Genomic DNA, 18,247 nt, shown 5'->3' with positions numbered 1-18,247 from the left:
TGAATGGCGCTTAATTCGTTTAAGCGCCCAACTTTGCAGCTGAGCATTTTGCTGGGCTGCATGGGTGGGGCGCAGGTGTATGCAGAAGAAAATCAAACAACTATCCCCAGCAGTCCGATGCCAGCAACGGCTGAGGCCTGTGCCGCGGTAGAAACCAGTGCAGAACGTCTAGCATGTTATGATGCTTTGTTCAAAGTACTAGAAGCTGAAAGAGTGGTACTGGTATCTGAACGCCGCGCAGCTGCTGAACTTGCGCCTGAACCCGATAACCTGAAAGCTAGAATTGATAAAACTGTTTCTACAGTAACGGTCAGTGAAGGCTCGCCACTGAAACCAAACCTGTCTTTATTGGACAGCCGTTGGGAACTTTCACCGGAAAGTAAACTGGGTACTTGGAATATCCGTTCTTATCAGCCGGTGTATGTATTACCAGGATTTTGGACCTCTGAGAAAAATGAGTTTCCTGAAAGTCCGAATGAACGTAATACGGTGACGGAAGATCAGAATCTGAAATCCATGGAAGCCAAGTTTCAGCTTTCATTAAAAACCAAAGCAGTAGAAAATATTTTTGGTAATAATGGTGATATCTGGCTGGCGTATACCCAGTCTTCACGCTGGCAGGTATATAACTCTGAAGAATCACGTCCATTCCGTGAAACCAATTATGAACCAGAAGCCAGTATTGTATTCCGAACCAATTACGATTTATTTGGTCTGGACTGGCGTATGCTAGGTCTGACCTTTAATCATCAGTCTAATGGTCGTTCGGATCCACTATCACGTAGCTGGAACCGGGTGATGCTGAATCTGGGCTTTGAGCGTAATAACTTTGCCCTGATGCTACGTCCTTGGTATCGTTTTGAAGAAGACCTGCCAGATGATAACAACCCGGATATCGTCGACTATGTCGGTCGTGGCGATTTGACTGCATTTTATCGCTGGAAAGATCATGACTTTTCGCTCATGTTGCGTCATACCTTAAAAGGCGGTGATGACAGTCGTGGTGCAGCGCAATTTGACTGGTCATTCCCAATCAGTGGTCGTCTGCGTGGACATTTCCAGTTGTTTGATGGCTACGGTGAAAGCCTGATCGACTATAATCATAAGGCGACGTATGTCGGCTTGGGTGTTTCGTTAATGAACTGGTTCTAAAAAGCATTATCATCAAAAAATCCACGCGCTGACGTGGATTTTTTGTTTTATATCAAAATTACCCAACCTGAATTTCTGAAGGTGGATGTTTAAGGCGGCTCTTTTTCGGTGTGGCAATAAAATAGGCCAAGGTCAAAGGACCTAAACGACCTGCAAACATTAACAGCATCAGAATCAACAGACTGGCTGGCTGTAATTCAGAAGTGACGCCACGAGACAACCCAACAGTACATGCGGCAGAAACCGTTTCAAACAACAGATCCAGAAAGTCCTGATCTGGCTCCAGAATAAGCAGACTCATAAATCCGGTTGCAATCAGGAGGGCAGTAATACAGACCACTGCCAACGCTTTAAAGGTAGTTTTCTCTGGAATCGAATGCTTGAATAAACGAATTTCATCTTCACGCCGTAGGAAGCTAATTACACTAATCACTACAATGATAAAAGTTCCGACCTTAATGCCACCTGCGGTACTTAAAGAACCACCACCAATAAACATTAGGAACATGGTAACTAAGGTGGACGCATTGGTCAGCTGATCCATCGGCAGACTATTAAAACCTGAAGAACGCGGTACTGTGGCATGGAACCAGGCATTGACCGCCTGATCGCCCACACTCATCAATGCCAGTGTTTGAGGATTAGAAGCTTCCAGAATCCAGATCAGGATAAAGGCAGAAAGATTAAGTGCAGCAATGGTACTCAAAATCAGCTTACTGTTGGTACTCAGTTTGCGCCAGCGTTTATGCTGTCGTACATCCATCAACACCAGAAAGCCAATGCCGCCAATGATATACAGCATGCTAATGGTGAAGGTAATAAGATACTGATCGGCAAAGCTCATTAGACTATTCGGGAACAGGGAAAAGCCACCATTGTTAAAGGCAGAAATACTATAAAAGGAAGCGTAGAAAAAAGCCTGGGCAAAGTTATAGTCCTGCAGCCAGGCAATAGTCAGAATTACTGTGCCAATTGCTTCAAAGAACAGCGAATATAGAAACACACCTTTAATGGTAGTACTGATCTTTTTCAGGCTGGTCTGACCAATGGATTCCTGAGCCATAACCTGGTGCCTTAGTCCCATTTTGGGCGCCAGACTCATGGCAGCCAGAATGGCAAAGGTCATAAAGCCGAGTCCGCCACATTGCAGGAGAATCATGATCACGATCTTGCCGAAGACCGTATAAGCTTCTCCGACATTGACCACAGACAAACCGGTAATAGTCACTGCAGAAGTTGCAGTAAAGACAGCCTGAAACCAGGTGATATCACCATGATGGGAAACTGGCAGTATTAACAAGATGGAACCAATCAGAATCAATGCCAGAAATCCCAATGCGATAATGCTGGGTGGACTGAGATTAATGGTCCGGTTTTTATGAGCAGTTATTTTCATAGATTTTTAAAATGTTTGGACAGGCGGCGTAAAGGTTCCAGCAAACCCTCAACAAGCAGAATATCACCTTCTTTAAGAATAAGATGGGGATCGAGGATATATTGCACCACGGGGCCACGCTTATGCAGAATGGTTTTAATTTCTGGTGCATGATCCATCAGCTGATTGAGTTTGATACCACTTTGTTCGGCATGAATCTCGATTTTGACCAAATAACGATCATCCTCAAGCGCCATATAGCGGCTGACCATCGGATAACTTAAGGATTGCGCAATCCGAACACCCATATCTTCCTCGGGATGAATAATCTTATCCACCCCAAGATGGGTCAGGATCATATGATGGGCTTTGGACTTGGATTTGGCCCAGATTTTTTTAACCCCCATATTCTTGAGATGTAGGACGCAGAGAATACTGGCTTCAATATCTTCACCAATCGCCACCACCACCGCTTCACAGTTCTGAACATTTAGTTCGTCCAGCACATGTTCATCCGTGGCATCTGCAATCACGGCATGGGTGAGTTCATCTGAAATGCTTTCAACATATTTTTTATTCAGGTCGATGCCAATTACTTCATGTTTGAGTGACATCAGTTGCGTGGCAACAGTGGCACCGAAACTTCCTAAACCGATCACAGCAAACAGTGCCATGTATTTTTCCTAAAGTTGCTGCGCTTATACATGCGCTTTCTATTAATTTACGTGCTTATCTTAGTGCTTAATTAATTTTTCAGCTATTTGCTTTACATAAATATTATCAAAGACCTGCGTTCTTATTTGCTTATATCAAAAAACCGCCTCGAAAGACGGTTTTTAGTTTAGATATCAGAATCAGAAATTATTTCAGGAAGCGTTGATAACCCAGGTTATTGGTAATCTCGTCATATGGATAGGTGATACTCTCCAGAGTTTCGATCAAACCGTCTGGATTCTGCTTTGCATCTTCAGCTTCCAAACCGACCAGTACACGACCTTCAGCCGCGCCGTGGTTACGGTAGTGGAACAGGGTGATGTTATGAGTTGGGCCTAGACGTTCAAGAAAAGTCAATAATGCACCTGGACGCTCCGGAAATTCGACACGGAACAGACGTTCATTTTCAATGTCTGCGTGACCACCAATCAGATAACGGATGTGCAGTTTTGCTACTTCGTCGTCAGACAGATCATCAACGTCATACTGGAATTTCAGGTTTTCATAAATTTCCTGACGTTCTTTTTCGCCATTTTTCAGGCTAATACCCACGAAGACCTGAGCTGCGGTTGCATCGCTGGCACGGTAGTTAAATTCGGTGATGTTACGGCCTTGCAGGGCACGACAGAAATTCAGGAAAGCGCCTTTCTGTTCAGGAATGGTCACGGCAAAGATGGCTTCTTTACGCTCACCGAGTTCAGTACGTTCCGCAATATAGCGTAAACGGTCAAAGTTCATGTTGGCACCACAAACAATCGACACGATATTTTTACCTTGAATGCCGTGTTCAGCGACGTATTTTTTAATCCCTGCCAACGCCATTGCACCAGATGGTTCTACAATACTACGGCATTCGTCATAGGTATCTTTAATTGCTGCACAGACTTCATCAGTATTGACCAGTACCACATCAGGTTCAACAATTGGACCAGAATTATCTGATTTTTGCAGACGGATGACCTCAAATGGTTTTTCACCAATTTGTGCCACCGCCGTACCATCGGCAAATAAACCGACAGATGGAAGAATCACACGTTCATTGGCTTCTAAGGCTGCTTTTAAGCACGCGGATTCATCATATTCCACAGGAATAACTTTGACATGCGGAGCAACATCTCCCAAGTATGCTGCAACACCGGCAATCAGACCACCACCACCAACAGCAACGAAGACATATTCTACATCACGCCATTGACGCAAAATTTCATTGGCAATGGTGCCTTGACCGGCCATCACCAGTTCATCGTCATAAGGTGGAATAAAGGTCATGCCATCTTCTTCGGCACGTTGAATGGCATATTTATTGGCAACGTCAAATGAGTCACCGTGCAATACGACTTCGCCACCTAAGCGTTTTACCGCCTGAACCTTAATATCAGGCGTAGTTTTTGGCATCACGATAATCGCGCGAATCCCCAGCTTTTTCCCTGACAGCGCCACACCTTGGGCATGGTTGCCTGCTGAAGCTGTGATAACGCCACGTTCGAGTTGTGATTTCGGTAATTGACTAATACGGTTATAAGCACCGCGTAGCTTGAATGAAAAAACCGGTTGTAAATCTTCACGTTTAAAGCGAATGTTATTATTTAAGCGTTCGCTAATTCGTGGCGCTGCTTCGAGTGGGGTTTCGATTGCAACATCGTATACAGTTGCTTGTAAAATTTGTCGAACCAAACGAGACAGCATGTTAATTTTCCATCTAACAGTTTAAAATAAGCACTTATTGTAACAAACCACGCGGCTTTGCGGTTTAAAAATACTGCGAAAGTCCAAAATAGTTGAGTGATGTCATGAGTCTATATGCAACCCAAGATGAGAAAAAGCAAGCTGCAGCAAAAGCTGCGTTAAAGCACTTACCAAAAGGGGGCATTTTAGGCGTCGGTACTGGAAGTACTGTCAACTTCTTAATCGAACTTTTGCCTGAGCTTCAATTGGAAGCAGCAGTTGCAAGTTCTGAGGCCACTGCACAACGTCTTAAAAAATTAGGCATTGAAGTTGTCGATATGAATAGCGTAGGCGGTCTGGATGCCTATGTAGATGGTGCGGATGAAATCGACCGCCATATGCACATGATCAAAGGTGGCGGTGCTGCGCTGACACGTGAAAAAATTGTTGCATCTATTGCGAAAAAATTCGTTTGTATCGTCGATGATTCTAAGTGGGTGGAACAGTTAGGCCGTGAATTTCCGCTTCCTGTAGAAGTGATTCCAATGGCACGTTCTGCAGTCGCACGTAAAATTGTTGCTTTAGGGGGGGACCCTGCGTACCGTGAAGGTGTAGTCACCGATAACGGTAATGTAATTTTGGATGTTTATAACTTAAATATTTTGAATGCATTAGAGTTAGAAAAAACTTTGAATGACATTCCAGGTGTTGTTTGTAACGGTATCTTTGCCTTAAATAAAGCTGATATTGCTGTGGTTGCTACTGATAACGGTATTGAAGAGCGTACTGCGGTTTAATTAAACTTTCTAGAAAAAATCCCTCTAAATCTCCCTGAGCGAAGTTTTAAAGCACTGCTTTAAAACAAGTGCAAGAAGGGAGATTTTTGAAAGCCCCTCTTTGAGAAAGAGGGGTTTGCGGAGATTAAAAAAGAATAAAAATGACCTTATCCGACTTACCTGAAATTCAAATTGTCCGAAATATTCGCTCAACACGTTTAAAGCTTCGTGTGGATGGTACTCAAATTCGCCTGACTGCACCCGTATTTTGCACAAAAAAACAAATCCAGAATTTTATTAATGATGCCGAAAGCTGGTTACTCAAAACCTGGCAATCCCAGCAGGAAAAAATACAAAGTGTTGATCGTAGTTTACCTGCTAGCTTGCAGCTATTTAATCTGAATCAGCCAATATCAGTTCAATACCAGGCCCAGAAGCATAATTTTATTCTGGATTATGCAAACTATATGCTCTATATCAGTAATCGAAATCCTGAAAGCTACTTAAAAGCTTTTGTAATTGCCTATGCCAAACAACAGTTACCGATTTATCTTGAACAGGTTAGTCTGGAAACAGGATTATCTTTCAATGTCTGTAATATCCGCCAGCCGAAAACCCGTTGGGGCAGCTGTTCTGCCAGACATGACATTATGCTGAATAGCGGTATTATTTTGTTTCCTGAAAATATCGTCCGTTATCTCTGCGTGCATGAACTGGCACATACCCGGCATTTTGATCATAGCCCGCGTTTCTGGACTGAAGTGGCGAAACATGATCCAGCTTATTCAAACCATCGCAAAATTCTGAAAAATACCCTTATGCCATGGTGGTGGGTCAGTCAGAATTAATGCAAGAATCATTTAATAAGGAATAGTTTAAAAATAATATTTAAATCATAAATTTATATAAATACGAGTTCGAATAATTTCTGCTGCACTTATGAAAATAGATTATTTTTAATTCAGAACCTGCTTTTCTAGAATGCTGAAAAATTAAAAGTTTCTGAGCTGCTTTCGGCATAAAACAAAGAAACGTATTTTCCAGCATATGGGGTAGATGAGGATGGTTCAATCCAGGTTATTATTTATTTTCACGCTAATCTTTAGTGTGCTTTTAACTGCATGTAATAAGGCAGAAGCACCAAAAGAAAAAGTCGAAAAAACGGCTTATACGGCAGACACAGTGCGTATTGGTTACCAGCGTTCTTCTACACTCATGACCTTGTTAAAAGAAACGGGTGAGCTTGAAAAGAAACTGGCAGAAAAGAATGTCAAAGTCAGTTGGCATGAATTTACCAGCGGTCAGCCTTTGGCTGAAGCACTTAATGTGGGCAGTGTTGATGTGACTGCGGATGTGGCAGATACAGTTCCCGTATTTGCCCAGGCAGCCAAAGCGAATCTGACTTACTATGCCAAAGAAACTGCATCTCCAAATGCACAGGCAATTTTGATTCCACAAAATTCCAGTATCAAAACTGTTGCGGATTTGAAAGGCAAAAAGATTGCAGTAACCAAAGCTGCGGGTAGTCATTACTTGTTAATTGCAGCACTCAATCAGGCAGATTTAAGTTTTACAGATATTACTCCAGCATGGCTCAGCCCGGCAGATGGCCGTGCAGCATTTGAACATGGTGGTGTAGATGCCTGGGTGACTTGGGAGCCATATGTTTCAAGTGGTACAGTTGTACAAAATGCAAAAGTCCTCGCTTCAGGTGAAGGGTTAGCAAGTTATACACGTTACTACTTAACTGGTCATAAATTTGCTCAGGAAAATCCTGCAATCTTGAATGATGTGATTGATACCTTAAAAGAAAAAGCAGCTTGGGTAAAAACCAATCCGAATGAAGCGGCAAAAATCCTGGCACCATTATGGGGTAACTTACCTCAGGAAGTGGTATTAAAAGCCAATGCTAACCGAAGTTATAACGTGAAATCCGTAACTATTGAAGATATGCCAGAGCAGCAAAAAATTTCAGATGCATTCTTCAATGAAAAGCTGATTCCCAATACGATTGATGCCAAAACATCTGATCTCTATAACACTCAATAATGCCCAGAGCCTCGACATTTATCGAGGCTTTTCCTATTTTTATAAATAGCCTAAGCAAATCTAGGAGATTTTCCATGTTCCAGATTCCAGAACTGAATTATGCCCAGATTCGAGCAAAACTACTTGCGCGTGAAGAAATCGCCATTGTCGATTTACGTGAAGAACATATCTATGCACAAGCTCATCCCTTATTTAGCACTAATATTTCTCTTTCACGTTTAGAAATCGAAATTTTGAATCGTATACCACGTCTAGACACCACAATCGTACTCTATGATGATGCAGATGGCCGAGTAGAACGTGCTTATCAAAAATTAATTCGTTATGGATATCGTCAGGTCCATGTATTAAAGGAAGGTACCCAGGCATGGGCACGTGATGGGGGTGAATTATTTATCGATGTGAACTCTGCAACCAAAGCCTTTGGTGAATGGGTTGAACACTATAAACATACGCCGTCGCTGAGTGCCGAAGAGGTTCAAGAAAAAATTGATGCGAACGAAAATATCGTCATTTTAGATGCCCGTCGTTTTGATGAATATAACACTATGAGTATTCCATCGGGTCGAAGCGTGCCAGGTGCTGAATTGGTTTACCGTGCACCAAACTTGGTGAAAGATGAAAATACCACCATTATTGTGAACTGTGCAGGACGTACCCGTAGCATTATTGGCACACAATCATTGCTTAATGCCAAAATCTCACATCCGGTTTATGCACTTCGAAATGGCACAATTGGTTGGACCCTTGCGGGTCAAAGTTTGGAACATGCTCAAACCCGATCATTTAAGGCTGTGCAGACAGAGCTAAAACCGGAGCTTTTAGAAAATGCCAAAGTGCTGGCACAAAAAGCGCGTGTTCGAATCATATCTTTTGAGGAGCTTCAAAAACTACAAGCTGAAACTCAACGTACAACCTATATATTTGATGTCCGTGATGAAGAGGAATATATCCAAGGTCATCTGGATGGTTCGCGTTGGGTTGCAGGTGGACAACTGGTTCAAGAAACAGATCACAACGCAGCAGTCCGTGGGGCACGAATTGTACTCATTGATGATCAACTGATTCGTGCCTACATGACTGCATCTTGGTTAGGGCAGATGAACTGGGAGGTTTATGTGCTAGAAACAGATTTTTCAGAAATATTAACCACACGTGGTACGTGGATACCAAATTTACCAATAGTCAATACTGTTGAATTAATTAGTCCAGAGCAATTGCAAGAATTAAAATCAACTCAAAATATCGCGATTTGGGATGTGCAGCCTTTTGCACTGTATAAGAAAGCGCATATTCCGGATGCTGCATGGCTACTTAAGGCCGAAGCAGTTGAACGAATTCAACAAGCTGCATTTCAGGCTAAAGACGCCGTAGTTCTCACATGCGGTCGTTCAGTTTTGGCCCATTATACTGCGGAAGAAATTAAAGCATTTCATAAAAAAGTGTATGTACTTGATGGTGGTAATGTTGCTTGGGAAAAAGCAGGCTATGCGTTAACTGTAGACAATGTACAAGCACTTTCACCGCAAATTGATCGTTATAAACGTCCATATGAAGGCACGGATAACTCACATGAAGCAATGCAAGCCTATCTGGATTGGGAGTTTGGTTTAGTCGATCAACTTAAAAAAGATGGGACACATGGATTTTTCACCATTTAATTCTTACATCAATAAAGTCGCCACGGCGACTTTATTGATTTGAAGCATCTATGTAGCATTGACTGTGCATTTATATGCTTATTCGATAATATAATACCAATGATAACGATAAATTAGAACTCCTCATGATGCGGTTAATCCTCACAATTTTAATTTTTATAGTCTCGCTTCCTGCGCTGTTTTTTTACGGACTATTTTTATACAGTATTTTTTTCCCAAGTTTACCCATGGATTATCCTTTAACCGTCAAATTTTTTATGCTGACAGGAGTGCTCGCGTGGGGAATGCTATTTTATATGGCTATTTTATGGATTAAACATCGTCAAATACCTAAAAAATTTTCAGCCAGTGCAACACTATTGGCCATTTTAGGGTTAATTCCATTTATGATTCGACTAGACGCCATTATCTTTCTGGCATTACCTGCTTTCTTATTTGTAATTTATCTTTGTCATTATAGTTGGTCTACTCCAGTAACGACCAAACACACATAAAGGTGTTTCAATCTTATCTTTAAACATGCATTTCAAAATATATAAAAAATTAGCATTCCTCAGTGAAAGAGTTTAGAAAACGTGAACTTCCTGTCATACTACCTGGCATAAAGGAAACATCTAGTTAGAGGTAATTATCGTGATTTCAGTGGGTATTGTGGGTGGTACAGGTTATACAGGCGTTGAACTTTTACGTCTATTACTGCGACATCCAAACGTTAGCGTCAAAGCACTGACATCACGTACCGAAGCAGGCCGCCGTGTAGACGATATGTTCCCAAGCCTGCGTGGTCATACTGATCTTGAATTTTCTGATCTCAGCCTTGATTTATTAAAATCTTGTGATGTCGTATTTTTTGCGACACCACATGGCGTTGCTATGAAACATGCAGAAGAACTGCTAGCTGCAAATACCAAGGTAATTGACCTTGCCGCAGATTTCCGTTTACAGAATTTGGCACAGTTTGAAAAATGGTATGGCATGCAACATGCTTGTCCATCTATATTACAAGATTCTGTATATGGTCTGTCTGAACTGAATCGTGACCAGATCAAACAGGCGAATGTGATTGGTAACCCGGGTTGTTATCCAACAACCGTGCAGCTCGGCCTTGCACCAGTATTAAAATCTGCGGAAGCCTTAGTGAAACCTGAAAGTATTATTATTGATGCTAAATCAGGAGTTTCAGGCGCAGGTCGTAAAGCCAGCCTCGGCATGATCTATTCTGAAAATGCAGATAACTTTAAAGCTTATGGCGTAGCAGGTCACCGTCATCATCCTGAGATTGTAGAAGCGTTAGAAAATATCTCAGGTCAAAAAGGTGTATTTGACCATATTTTATTTGTACCGCATCTGGTGCCAATGATTCGCGGTATGCTGTCAACCATTTACATTGACCTGACTGAAGCAGGCCAGACAGTAGATCTGCAGGCACTCTATGAACAGTTCTATGTCAATGAACAGTTCGTTGATGTCATGCCATCAGGCAGTTCACCAGAAACCCGTTCAGTACGTGGTGCCAATAAACTCCGTATTGCACTGTACAAGCCTCAACCAACGAAACTGGTTATTCTGGTTGCACAAGATAACCTGGTGAAAGGTGCAGCAGGTCAGGCGGTACAGAATATGAACCTGATGTTTGGCTTTGCTGAAAATGCTGGCTTGCAAAACATTGCTTTATTACCATAAAAAACGTATTACAACTTCACACACATTTGAATTTCGATTTAAATGTGTGTCTTGAAAAAGATAGAAGAGATGACAATGCCGAATAATGAACCTCACGATCTGACCACAGATGACAAGAAGAAAATGCCATTTCTGAAAGGGAACACGCCACTTGCGATAGGTGCTGCAATTCTGGTACTGAGTAGTGGTTTACTTGGCTATTCGGTAGGTCATCGTCAAGGTCTGACCGTTGTAGGTTTTGAGGCGGATGCTGAACAGCTGGTTGAAGTCGTACAAAAGCAGAAAGCCAGTCTGGAAACACTGAATAAAACCCTGAATACAGCAACGCAGGAACGTGATCTGGCCGTAAGTAATGCCAATGACCTGTATCTCGCGATGAATAAAACCCGTGATGAATATACGCAGGCAGAAAGCCTAGCGACCTTATATCGTGAAGTACTGCGTCAGCGTGGTGGTATGCCTTTATCTGTTCAGCATCTGGCAGTAAAGCCTCTGCCTGAAAATGCCTTTGAATATCAGCTTGATCTGATTCAGGTAAGTCCAAGCAAAGGGCGTGTTTCCGGTTCGGTTGAATTACGCCTGATTCGGGGAACTGAAATTTTAGTTGTGCCTTTGGCAGATAAAAACTTCAATTTCGAAAATTATGAACGTCTGACTGGTCGTTGGACGATGCCGAAAGGTTTTGTACCAGAATTTATAGAAGTTCGCCTGACTGGTACAAGCAAGCCTGTTACCCGCCGTTTTAGCTGGAGTAAGGGCGAGGCAATTGAAAATCAATCTGCATTCCTGTCAGAGATTCCTCAGACAGAAGCCAATGCAAACTAAAGTGTGAAATGTAAATCTTATGCCTAGCAACAAGCGTCATATTTGTTTAAGTGAAATCAAGAACTCTTTTAATCAGTCCGGTGTGGTTGACTGGCACATAAGCCCACGCTTGGCAAATGACCCTTTTCATGATGAAGATGCTGATATTGCAGTACAAACAGCACCGCCAGAGTTGAAGCGTCCACCGATGTATGCAGTGGTATTGATGAATGACGATTACACCCCCATGGAGTTTGTAATTGAAATTTTACAACAATACTTTGCAATGAATCTTGACCAAGCTACGCAAGTAATGCTAACTGTACATTATGAAGGAAAAGGTGTTGCTGGCGTCTATCCAAGAGACATTGCGGAAACGAAAGCGAACCAGGTCAATAATTACGCTCGATCACAAGGTCATCCTTTACTTTGCCAGATAGAGCCTAAAGATTAAGGGGGTTGCATGCTCAGTCGTCAATTAGAAGTATCACTACGTTTGGCTGTTAGCATGGCTCGTCAAAAGAGACATGAGTTTCTGACAGTAGAACATTTGTTATTGGCTTTACTCGACAACGATTCTGCCGTGAATGCCCTTAAAGCATGCGGTGCAGACATTATTGTGCTGCGTAAAGAACTTGAAGAATACGTAGAACAACACACTCCAAAACTCGGCGAAAATAACGATCAGGCACCTCATCCGACTGAAAGTTTTGACCGGATTCTGCAGCGTGCCATTTTTCATGTACAGTCAAGTGGTGGAGACCGTACGGTAGAAGGTGCGGACATTCTAGTTGCGATGTACTCAGAGCGTGATTCGTTTGCAGTGTATCTGCTGAAACGTCATCAGATTAACCGTTTAACCTTGACTCAATATCTGTCGCATGGTACCCGCAAGGAAGAAGTGCAGAACGAAGAAGAACTTGAGGAACTGGATGGCGAAACTGGATCATCCAATGCTTCAGGTCCACTAGATCTGTACACCACTAACCTGAATCACGAAGCGCAAAAAGGTAAAACTGATCCATTGATTGGTCGTGAAAAAGAAATTGAGCGTGCTGCACAAATTCTTTGTCGTCGCCGTAAAAATAATCCGTTGCTGGTCGGTGATCCAGGTGTGGGTAAAACATCGATTGCTGAAGGTCTGGCTTGGCTGATTGTCAATGGTAAAGCCCCTAAACCACTAGAAAATGCCGAAATCTATAGTCTGGATATCGGTGCACTGGTGGCAGGAACCAAATACCGTGGTGACTTTGAAAAACGTCTGAAACAACTTCTCAATGCTTTAAAGAAAAAACCGGATGCAGTGCTGTTCATTGATGAGATTCATATGATCATTGGTGCAGGTTCTAGTATGGGCAGCACCATGGATGCATCGAACCTGATTAAGCCAGCACTGGCAAATGGTTCATTGCGTTGCATAGGTTCGACCACATTCCAGGAATACCGTCAGGTCTTTGAAAAAGATCATGCTTTATCGCGCCGTTTCCAGAAAATTGATGTGAATGAGCCTTCTATCTCTGAAACTATTGATATTTTACGTGGTCTGAAATCTAAGTTTGAAGATTTCCATCATGTTCAATATGAAGATCAGGCTTTGGTATCAGCGGTAGAACTGTCAGCGAAGTTTATTAATGACCGTTTCTTGCCAGATAAAGCCATTGATGTGATCGATGAAGCGGGTGCGCAACGCCGTTTAAAAGCCGAGCAAGACGATAGCCTGATTACGGTAGAAAATATCGAAGACATCGTGTCGAAAATTGCCCGTATTCCACCAAAAACAGTTTCTAAAGATGACAAGACTGTATTAGAAAATCTTGAGCGTGATTTGAAACGTGTGGTCTTCGGTCAGGATGAAGCCATTGAAGCACTCGGTTCCGCAATCAAGCTGTCTCGGGCAGGTCTGAAATCTCCAGATAAGCCAGTCGGTAGTTTTGTCTTTGCTGGTCCAACGGGTGTTGGTAAAACTGAAGTCACCAAACAATTAGCAAAACTGATGGGTGTGGAGCTGGTTCGTTTCGATATGTCTGAATATATGGAACGTCATGCGGTATCCCGTCTGATTGGTGCACCTCCAGGCTATGTTGGTTTTGACCAAGGTGGTTTGTTGACCGATGCGATTCACAAGAATCCACACTGTGTATTGCTACTGGATGAAATCGAAAAGGCACATCCGGATGTATTTAACTTGTTGCTACAAATTATGGATCATGGCTCATTGACCGATAACAACGGTCGCAAGTCAGACTTCCGTAATGTGGTGCTTGTACTGACCACCAATATTGGCGCCGAAAGCATTTCACGTGTCAGTATCGGTTTCATGGAACAAGACAACAGCAATGATAACCAGGAAGCGATGAAGAAAGCATTCTCACCTGAATTCCGTAACCGTCTCGATGGTGTGATCCAGTTCAAGGCCTTGCCAAGTACGATCATTGAAAATGTAGTCGACAAGTTCTTAACCGAATTGCAGGCACAGCTAGATGAGAAGAAAGTTATTCTGGAAGTGGATCAGAGTGCACGTGAATGGATGGCTGAAAATGGTTACGATCGATTGATGGGCGCGCGTCCAATGCAGCGTCTGATTCAGGAGCATTTGAAAAAACCATTGGCAGAAATGATTCTGTTTGGTGAGCTGGCAGATAATGGCGGTAATGTTGCTGTATCTGTGAAGAAAGAAAATGGCAAAGCTGTAGGCTTGAAACTTGAAGTGTTTGAAGATCAGACTGCTGAACCAGCCTAAATTCTACTCATCGTAAAATAACCCGTGCTTGCACGGGTTATTTTATTTCTTTATTGCTATGATCTGATCAAGATTTATTGCTTGGCTTAGATTTAACAAAATATGGAATTTCAGTTCACTAAACTTATTACGACTTTTTGTCTGTTCCTGGTCACGGCGGTGATGGAAATTCTAGGCTGTTATTTTCCCTATCTGATTTTGAATCAGGGAAGAAGTCACTGGTTATGGATTCCGACAGCTCTGGCTTTGGCGGCCTTTGTCTGGCTATTAACTTTGCATCCAGCTGCTTCAGGCCGGATCTATGCAGCTTATGGTGGTATCTATATCTTTACTGCTTTGATGTGGTTGCGTTTTGTAGATCAGATCAGCCTGTCTCGATGGGATTTGCTTGGTGGTGCAGTGGTGATATTTGGGGCGCTGATTATTATCATGCAACCCCAAGGTTTAATCCGTTGATTTACTTCCTGTAGAAACTTAGTTCCCTTTACAGTCCTTCTGCGATATTTCAACGTCATAAGATCGAGTAGTGGAACTCAGTTCTAGCATCACTTTATAGGGATTTTCTAACTGATAACGGTGCTCAAAGAAAATACCGCAGTTCTGTAATAAGTTTTTGCGGATAAGCTGAGTCACTTCCTTAGGACCTAGATCTTTTTCAAACTGGGCAAAGTCGGGAGTAATAATTAAACCTTTTAATTCGGTTTTATTAGCAGTGAGTTTCAGTCGTTCAATAATTGTGTTGTGATCAATTTGCAGGGGCAAAGTTTTAGAATCTTCCGCACTTAATACAGCCAGCATTTCATTCAGTTCTGCTTTTTTCTTGATTTTAAATTTTGAATCAATGATCTGTTGCTGTTGCAGGTATTGATCAAATTCGGAAGCATTAACCTGACTACTAAGAAAACTAATGCCAAGGGTTAAAGCAGTGAATAGATTTATTTTATATTTCATTTAAGGCCACAAATTATTACTGTGTTTTGCGGATTATAAGAGCATGGATAAGATCTGTACGCAACTCTACCTGGTTAATTCTCCTGCCTCCTCGGATTTCTTCTTTTTGCTTATTTTTAAATATTGAAGTTTAAAAGACTTTTTATGTGAAAAATCTATCAATAATTACACTTTATTTTTTGTATGGGATTTCATCTAGGTTTATAGTCTTACACCTCCCCACGCAGCATACCGGTAAGTACGTAGGGTGCATGCAAAAAAAATATCTAAGTTTAAAGGCATAAAATATTTGCCTATAAACAAGAAACTTCAATGATTTAAAAATAAGGATGTCATATTTTGAGTCAAGCTTATTCCAAGCAGGAAAAAAACAGTCGTATTAAAGGAATCGTCGGGGCAGCCTCCGGTAACCTGGTCGAATGGTTCGATTTTTATATCTATGCTGTATTTGCGGTTTATTTTACCAAGGCACTCACTGCACCAAATATGGACAGTTCAACTCAGGCAATTTATGTCTGGGGTGTATTTGCTGCCAGCTTCTTTATGCGCCCGATAGGTAGCTGGCTATTTGGTCGTATTGCCGATAAACATGGCCGTAAAAAATCCATGGTCATTTCGATCTGTTTAATGGCCATCAGTTCATTCCTATTCGCAGCTTTACCAACTTATGAGCAGGTGGGTATGGCAGCACCATTCTTGCTGCTGCTGGTGCGTCTGTTACAGGGCTTATCAGTCGGTGGTGAATATGGCGCTGTTGCGACCTATATGAGTGAGCTGGGTTTAAAAGGTCAGCGTGGATTTTTCTCATCTTTCCAATATGTGACCTTGACCGGTGGTCAGTTGCTGGCAAGTTTACTCGGGGTTATTTTCCTGGGCTTTATGAGCGAACAACAGTTACTTGATGGTGGCTGGCGTATCCCGTTTGTGATTGGTGGTATTGCGGCAATTGTTTCTTTATTGGCACGTAGCCGTCTTGAAGAAACGCTATCTACGGAAGATAGTGATAAGGAAGATTCAGGTACACTTAAAGAATTGTTCAAGAACCATTGGAAAACATTCTTGCTGGTGGTTGGCTATACTTCAGCGGGTTCACTAAGCTTCTATGTGATTACGGTTTATTCAAAAACCTATTTAACCAATATCGGTATTGATCCAAAGACTGTCGGATTTATTATGACGGCCTGTATCTTTATATTGATGATTGCACAGCCAGTTTTTGGTGCTTTATCGGATCGAATTGGTCGTCGACTCTGTATGCTGCTGTTTAGTGGGTTGATGGCGATTGCGATTTATCCGGTCATGGCGGTCGGTATGCGGGTCTTCAGTGATACCCCAGTGATCGTTGCATTATTGCTGATTTTCCTGATGATGTTACTGAGTCTCTATACCTCGATTGGCGGTATCGTAAAAGCAGAAATGTTCCCACCACATGTACGAGCTTTAGGAGTAGGTTTCTCTTATGCAGTGGGGAATGCCGTCTTTGGGGGTTCAGCACCTTCGGTCGCATTACAGTTTAAATCAGCAGGTATTGAAAATACCTTCTTCGTGTATGTCATTGTAATGCTGATTGTATGTTTCTTCTGTAGCTGGCAATTACCGAAAGAACCAAAATATTTAAAAGATGATCATTAATCTTTGAGTAATAAAAAAGCACCGGATTTGGTGCTTTTTTATTGAAAGAAAATTTAGTCTTTTTTCAGATTTTCATTAATCAGAAATTCAACCAATGCTTTCTGAGCATGTAGACGGTTTTCAGCTTCATCCCAAACCACGGCATTTTTGTGATCCAGCATATTTTCTGAAATTTCTTCGCCACGGTGTGCTGGCAAACAGTGCATAAACAGGCAGTCGGGGTGAGCCAGATCCATCAAGCGCTCATTGACCTGATAATCAGCAAATGCTTTTTCACGGATTTTCTGTTCTTCTTCCTGTCCCATACTTGCCCAAACGTCAGTTACGATCAGATCAGCATTGACTGCCGCATCTTCAGCTGAATCAACCAGCTCTACACAGTGTGCAAATTCAGACAGGAATTTTTCTTGTGGCTCATAACCTTTAGGCGCAGCAATTTTCAGCTTAAAGCCCCACATATGCGCAGCTTCAATATATGAATTACACATATTGTTGCCATCACCGATCCACGCCACAGTTTTACCTTCGATTGGACCACGATGTTCCAGGTAAGTCTGCATGTCAGCAAGCAGCTGGCAAGGATGGTGATCATCAGTCAGAGCATTAATCACAGGTACTTTTGAATAAGAAGCAAAACGTTCAACGATGTCATGACCAAAAGTACGGATCATCACTACATCAAGCATGCTTGAAATCACACGTGCAGAATCTTCGATAGGTTCGCCACGGCCCAATTGAGTATCACGTGAAGACAGGAAAATTGCGCTGCCGCCGAATTGGGTCATGCCAGCTTCAAACGAAACACGCGTGCGGGTACTGGATTTCTCAAAAATCATTCCCATAACTTTACCAACAAACGGTTGGAAAACTTCATTGTTATGCTGTTTGCGCTTGAGCTCGATGGCGCGTTGCAGTATCTGGTTAAGTTCTAAAGTCGATAGATCGCGTAAAGTCAGAAAGTGACGGAGAGCCATTCGTTACTCCACAATAATTGCTGAAAAACTGGTTCAACAATTAGTTGTTGGTTAGTTAAAAAAATACGGAA

Annotated in this window: 17 protein-coding genes; 12 read left to right on the top strand and 5 right to left on the bottom strand. The window is 42.2% G+C overall.

What is annotated here, in order from left to right; translation table 11 throughout:
- Positions 1-3 precede the first annotated feature (3 nt).
- On the top strand, positions 4-1,152 hold the full coding sequence (locus tag FSC11_RS07925; protein ID WP_163166176.1) for a phospholipase A: 1,149 nt from the start codon (positions 4-6) through the stop codon (positions 1,150-1,152).
- Between the two features lie 58 nt (positions 1,153-1,210).
- Here FSC11_RS07925 and FSC11_RS07920 read toward each other — a convergent pair whose 3' ends face one another.
- From FSC11_RS07920 to ilvA, 3 genes are all read right to left on the bottom strand, one after another.
- Positions 1,211-2,548: a TrkH family potassium uptake protein gene (locus tag FSC11_RS07920; protein ID WP_163166175.1), complete on the bottom strand. Its 1,338-nt coding sequence runs from the start codon at positions 2,546-2,548 to the stop codon at positions 1,211-1,213.
- Positions 2,545-3,201 (bottom strand): potassium channel family protein, encoded by a 657-nt coding sequence (locus FSC11_RS07915; RefSeq protein WP_163166174.1) that lies wholly within the window; start codon positions 3,199-3,201, stop codon positions 2,545-2,547. Before FSC11_RS07915 ends, FSC11_RS07920 begins: the two co-directional genes overlap by 4 nt.
- A 187-nt stretch (positions 3,202-3,388) precedes the next feature.
- Positions 3,389-4,927: a threonine ammonia-lyase, biosynthetic gene (gene ilvA / locus FSC11_RS07910; protein ID WP_163166172.1), complete on the bottom strand. Its 1,539-nt coding sequence runs from the start codon at positions 4,925-4,927 to the stop codon at positions 3,389-3,391.
- 104 nt (positions 4,928-5,031) lie between these two features.
- Here ilvA and rpiA point away from each other — a divergent pair, with 104 nt between their 5' ends.
- The 10 genes from rpiA to FSC11_RS07860 all read left to right on the top strand — a co-directional run bounded on the left by rpiA (position 5,032) and on the right by FSC11_RS07860 (position 15,075).
- On the top strand, positions 5,032-5,703 hold the full coding sequence (gene rpiA, locus FSC11_RS07905; RefSeq protein ID WP_004894532.1) for a ribose-5-phosphate isomerase RpiA: 672 nt from the start codon (positions 5,032-5,034) through the stop codon (positions 5,701-5,703).
- Between the two features lie 140 nt (positions 5,704-5,843).
- Positions 5,844-6,530, top strand: a complete 687-nt coding sequence (locus FSC11_RS07900; RefSeq protein WP_163166170.1) for a YgjP family zinc-dependent metalloprotease — start codon at positions 5,844-5,846, stop codon at positions 6,528-6,530.
- Positions 6,531-6,789: 259 nt separating this feature from the next.
- Positions 6,790-7,731 (top strand): aliphatic sulfonate ABC transporter substrate-binding protein, encoded by a 942-nt coding sequence (locus FSC11_RS07895; protein WP_227590965.1) that lies wholly within the window; start codon positions 6,790-6,792, stop codon positions 7,729-7,731.
- Positions 7,732-7,805: 74 nt separating this feature from the next.
- Positions 7,806-9,392, top strand: coding sequence for a rhodanese-like domain-containing protein (locus FSC11_RS07890; RefSeq protein ID WP_163166168.1), 1,587 nt, complete (start codon positions 7,806-7,808; stop codon positions 9,390-9,392).
- 296 nt (positions 9,393-9,688) lie between these two features.
- Positions 9,689-9,886 (top strand): hypothetical protein, encoded by a 198-nt coding sequence (locus FSC11_RS07885; protein ID WP_227590964.1) that lies wholly within the window; start codon positions 9,689-9,691, stop codon positions 9,884-9,886.
- 133 nt (positions 9,887-10,019) lie between these two features.
- Positions 10,020-11,075 carry an N-acetyl-gamma-glutamyl-phosphate reductase gene (gene argC / locus FSC11_RS07880; protein WP_171521739.1) on the top strand — a complete coding sequence of 352 codons (1,056 nt, stop codon included), beginning with the start codon at positions 10,020-10,022 and terminating at the stop codon, positions 11,073-11,075.
- A 75-nt stretch (positions 11,076-11,150) separates the two neighbouring features.
- Complete coding sequence (locus FSC11_RS07875; protein ID WP_163166164.1) at positions 11,151-11,900, top strand: DUF6776 family protein; 750 nt, start codon at positions 11,151-11,153, stop codon at positions 11,898-11,900.
- Between the two features lie 19 nt (positions 11,901-11,919).
- Positions 11,920-12,333, top strand: a complete 414-nt coding sequence (gene clpS / locus FSC11_RS07870) for an ATP-dependent Clp protease adapter ClpS (protein WP_008304704.1) — start codon at positions 11,920-11,922, stop codon at positions 12,331-12,333.
- 9 nt (positions 12,334-12,342) lie between these two features.
- Positions 12,343-14,619 carry an ATP-dependent Clp protease ATP-binding subunit ClpA gene (gene clpA, locus FSC11_RS07865; RefSeq protein WP_163166162.1) on the top strand — a complete coding sequence of 759 codons (2,277 nt, stop codon included), beginning with the start codon at positions 12,343-12,345 and terminating at the stop codon, positions 14,617-14,619.
- Positions 14,620-14,721: 102 nt separating this feature from the next.
- Positions 14,722-15,075 carry a YnfA family protein gene (locus FSC11_RS07860; RefSeq protein WP_163166160.1) on the top strand — a complete coding sequence of 118 codons (354 nt, stop codon included), beginning with the start codon at positions 14,722-14,724 and terminating at the stop codon, positions 15,073-15,075.
- Between the two features lie 18 nt (positions 15,076-15,093).
- Here the strand turns inward: FSC11_RS07860 and FSC11_RS07855 are convergent, their stop codons facing one another.
- Complete coding sequence (locus FSC11_RS07855; protein WP_048881647.1) at positions 15,094-15,570, bottom strand: hypothetical protein; 477 nt, start codon at positions 15,568-15,570, stop codon at positions 15,094-15,096.
- Between the two features lie 339 nt (positions 15,571-15,909).
- On the opposite strand from FSC11_RS07855, the gene FSC11_RS07850 reads away from it, so the two are divergent.
- Complete coding sequence (locus FSC11_RS07850; protein WP_163166158.1) at positions 15,910-17,202, top strand: MFS transporter; 1,293 nt, start codon at positions 15,910-15,912, stop codon at positions 17,200-17,202.
- Between the two features lie 53 nt (positions 17,203-17,255).
- On the opposite strand, the gene argF is transcribed toward FSC11_RS07850, so the two are convergent.
- A complete protein-coding gene (gene argF / locus FSC11_RS07845) occupies positions 17,256-18,176 on the bottom strand; it encodes an ornithine carbamoyltransferase (protein ID WP_004812788.1) in 921 nt (306 codons plus the stop codon).
- Between the last annotated feature and the right edge of the window lie 71 nt (positions 18,177-18,247).

It is taken from the genome of Acinetobacter schindleri (assembly GCF_010918895.1).
Lineage (GTDB): Bacteria > Pseudomonadota > Gammaproteobacteria > Pseudomonadales > Moraxellaceae > Acinetobacter > Acinetobacter schindleri.
Note: the sequence above shows the minus strand (reverse complement) of the source record. Positions and strands in the feature narration are given on the sequence as shown.